The organism is Allomuricauda sp. CP2A (genome assembly GCF_001683915.1).
Lineage (GTDB): Bacteria > Bacteroidota > Bacteroidia > Flavobacteriales > Flavobacteriaceae > Flagellimonas.
Genome location: NZ_LXTT01000113.1, coordinates 1 through 3985, shown reverse-complemented (window position 1 = coordinate 3985; position 3985 = coordinate 1). Strand labels below are relative to the sequence as shown.

At 43.9% G+C, this 3985-nt stretch carries 3 protein-coding genes; 2 read left to right on the top strand and 1 reads right to left on the bottom strand.

Annotation, left to right across the window (positions count from 1 at the left end; genetic code table 11):
• Positions 1 to 817: BspA family leucine-rich repeat surface protein (locus A7D14_RS13360; protein ID WP_141673401.1), on the top strand; the 817-nt coding region annotated here is incomplete at its 5' end.
• Positions 818 to 1838: 1021 nt separating this feature from the next.
• Here the strand turns inward: A7D14_RS13360 and A7D14_RS13355 are convergent.
• The gene (locus A7D14_RS13355; RefSeq protein ID WP_067035504.1) at positions 1839 to 2237 is read right to left on the bottom strand and encodes an acyl-CoA thioesterase; all 399 of its coding nucleotides are present in this window, start codon (positions 2235 to 2237) and stop codon (positions 1839 to 1841) included.
• A 202-nt stretch (positions 2238 to 2439) separates the two neighbouring features.
• On the opposite strand from A7D14_RS13355, the gene dnaA reads away from it, so the two are divergent.
• Positions 2440 to 3864 carry a chromosomal replication initiator protein DnaA gene (dnaA, locus tag A7D14_RS13350; RefSeq protein WP_067035502.1) on the top strand — a complete coding sequence of 475 codons (1425 nt, stop codon included), beginning with the start codon at positions 2440 to 2442 and terminating at the stop codon, positions 3862 to 3864.
• Positions 3865 to 3985 lie beyond the last annotated feature (121 nt).

Below are 3985 nucleotides of genomic sequence, written 5' to 3'. Positions count from 1 at the left end.
GCACAAGTACATCGAGGTGGGCACTTATACCGTGGCCATAATAGGCACTTTCCCGGCAATACAGATGGGCAATGGCAATCTCGCTCAAGCGGACCGGGATAGATTGGCAAGCATAGAGCAATGGGGCACCAACCCGTGGGCCACCATGTACTATGCCTTCAAAGGTTGTCGGAACATGGTGTACAACGCCACGGACGTACCAGATCTCTCCCAGGTGACCGATATGGGTGGTATGTTCGATAATGCCACTGCCTTTAACGGGAATCTTAACGGCTGGGATGTAAGCAATGTCACCGATATGAGTTTTATGTTCTATAGTACCTTTTCCTTCAACGGGGACATCAGTGACTGGAATGTGAGCAATGTCACCGATATGAACGATATGTTTTCTCTTGCCCTTGATTTTAACGTGGACATCAGCGGTTGGAACACCAGTAATGTCACCGATATGAACAATATGTTCTATGGTGCCACTGCCTTTAACGGGGACCTCAGTGGTTGGGACACAGGCAATGTCACCAATATGAGTTTTATGTTCTATGGTGCCGGGGCCTTTAACAGGAATCTTGGGGCATGGGACATTGGCAGTGTCACCGATATGACAGATATGTTGGGTTTTTCAGGGCTTAGCCCAGCAAATTATAGCAGTACATTGACGGGTTGGGCCAACTATGTGCTCAACAACAATGAGCTCCCCGCCAATATTCCGTTGGGTGCAGAAGGGATTAACTATTGCGATAATGACACCGGTGGCAGAACCTATCTAACGGCCCAAGGCTGGACCATAACGGATGACGGTCCTGTCAATTGCAATTGATGGGTAAGGCCAATAGGGCCAACTAACCATCTACTTATCTATAAAGAACGCCGGGAGATTTTGTCTTCCGGTGTTCTTGGTTTATTCAGACGGGAGAAAAGAGAAAAGAGAAAAGAGAGGAGAGAAAAGAGAAAAGAGACAAGAATCAAGAGTTATGAGTTATGAGTTATGAACAAACAAGCCTTCGTGAAAATTCCTGCCTACGGCAGGCTTCCAGTAAGCAGTGGGCAGTTGGCAGTAAGCCGTAACCTAATAACTGAATAACAAAACCCGTAGTGCATCTTGAAGCAACAATCTATTGGAAACTGCGTCATGCTGAACTCCTGCCTGCCGGCAGGCATGGCGTTTCAGCATCCCATCACATATTTTCATCCAATACATATAAAATGTGCCCCTGAAATAAACCTGCCTACCGGCCAGGCAGGTTCAGGGTGACGAAAACCTATGTTATTTTAACATCTTATGCCATAGTCAACAATAATAAAGGTAAAATAGAAAAACGCACAACGGGGTTAACAAAATAACTGAATAACCCAATAACCCCTGCCAGCGGTAAGGGCAGGTATCGAGAAATCAAAGATTCAGCGTAGCTAATCGATTTTTTGCATACCGCCAAAGCAGGTCTCGATACATTCCAAACTCCGTTTGCAACACTCGACCTGACAACATCAAGAGCAAGAGCAAGTATCAAGTTCCAATAACACAGTAACAAAATAACTGAATAACTCAATAACCGAATAACCCATTATAAGAGACAAGAGCAAGTTCCAGCTAGCTTCGTGTGCATTCGTGAAATTCGTGTCAGGAAACCATAAAGAGTAGGCAGTGGGCAGTAACCCAAAAGACAAGAGCAAGTTCAAGTATCAAGTATCAAGTATCAAGTTCCAATAACTCAATAACCGAATAACCTATTACAAGAGACTAGAGACATGATACCCTCCGTCAACCAAAAGTACAAGTTCAAAATCCCGACTTCCCCACCTGCGGCGGGCAGGCGACTCCCGACTTCCGACTCTAAAAATCAATCACCCAGTTTTTCCAAAATATAATCAGGGCATTTAATCGGTCTATTTGTTTTTTTGTCCATGAAGGCCAAGACCGTGTGTGCCGTTGCCAAGAGTTCCTTGGATTCATTATACACCTTATAATCAAATTCAATTTTGACCAGCGGCTTACTTTTCAACTGGGTCACCACAGTGATCAGGTCATCATATAGTGCAGACTTTTTGTAGTTGATGTGCAACGATATTACGGGCAGTATGATGCCGTTATCTTCCATGCTCTTGTAAGTGACTCCCAACGCCCTTAACCATTCCACCCTGCCCATTTCCAAGTATTGTGTATAATTACCATGGTAAACCACTCCCATCTGGTCGGTTTCGGCATAACGCACACGAAAAGAATATGAATTTATCTCCAATTTTTAACTGAAAAATTATATATTTAATGTCTTGGTTGAAATACAGGCAACATGCGAAAAAAAAACAGAACATTCAATGGCAAATTGATTTTTTTTTTAAAAGATTTGTTCACATATTTGTCGCATCCAATAGGCATCTGTATACCCCCTGGATGTTTAATCTAAAACGTTGACCTAACCAACAAAACAAGGAAAAACTTCTATGAGTGTTACTGCTAATTCCGTATGGAACAACTGTTTGGCTTTTATCCAGGATAACATCCAACCGCAGGCATTCAAAACGTGGTTTGAACCTATCAAGCCCATCAAGTTAACAGACAAAGCGCTCAGCATTCAAGTGCCCAGCAAATTTTTTTATGAGTGGCTGGAAGAGCATTATGTGAAACTTTTAAAGGTGGCCTTGACCCGGGAATTGGGGAACAGTGCCAAACTCATTTATATTATAAAAATGGAAAACAAGTACGGGAACAAGGAACCGTTCACGGAACAGATTCCAAGCTCTAACCGTACCGCTGTGGGACCCCAGGAATTGGATGTGCCCATCACCTCCAAAAGTCCGGAGTTGAAAAACCCTTTTGTGATCCCCGGGATTCGCAATATCAAAATTGAATCACAGCTAAATCCCAATTATAATTTTGAGAATTTCTTGGAAGGGGATTCCAACCGTTTGGCCCGATCCGCCGGAATGGCCGTGGCCAACAAACCGGGCGGAACATCCTTTAACCCGCTGTTGGTGTTTGGGGGCGTTGGTCTGGGCAAGACCCACTTGGCGCATGCCATTGGGGTGGAAATCAAGGACAAATATCCCGAAAAGACGGTGCTCTATATCTCTGCGGAGAAGTTCACCCAACAATATATAGAATCTGTAAAGAAGAACACGCGTAACGATTTCATCCATTTTTACCAGTTGATTGACGTACTTATTATTGATGATGTGCAGTTCCTTTCCGGTAAATCTGGAACACAGGATGTGTTCTTCCACATATTCAACCACCTGCACCAAAACGGCAAGCAGGTCATTTTGACCTCGGACAAAGCTCCGGTGGATATGCAGGATATTGAACAGCGATTGCTGTCGCGATTCAAATGGGGGCTTTCCGCTGAATTGCAAAGTCCGGATTATGAGACCCGTGTTTCCATCTTAAAAAACAAATTGTATCGTGACGGTGTGGAGATGCCCGAAGATATCATTGACCATGTGGCCAAGAACATCAAAACCAATATCCGTGAGCTGGAAGGTGCCATTATTTCGTTGATTGCACAATCCTCTTTCAACAAACGTGAGGTGACCTTGGAATTGGCCCAGCAAGTAGTCGAAAAGTTTGTGAAGAACACCAAACGTGAGGTTTCCATCGACTATATCCAAAAAGTGGTTTCCGACTACTTTGAAATGGATGTGGCCACATTGCAATCCAAAACCCGGAAGCGTCATATCGTTCAGGCCCGACAATTGGCCATGTTCTTTGCCAAAAAGTTCACCAAGGCTTCGTTGGCCAGTATCGGCTCACAAATTGGCAAGCGTGATCATGCCACCGTGCTTCATGCATGCAAAACCGTGGACAACCTGGCTGAAACCGATAAGCAGTTCAGAAAATATATTGAGGACCTCAGTAAAAAGTTCTCTTAATCCACCCGTAGTGCATCATTTTGAAGCAACAATCTATTGGAAACTGCGTCATGCTGAACTCGTTTCAGCATCCCATCACATATTTTCATCCAATACATATAAAATGTGACCCTGAAATAAA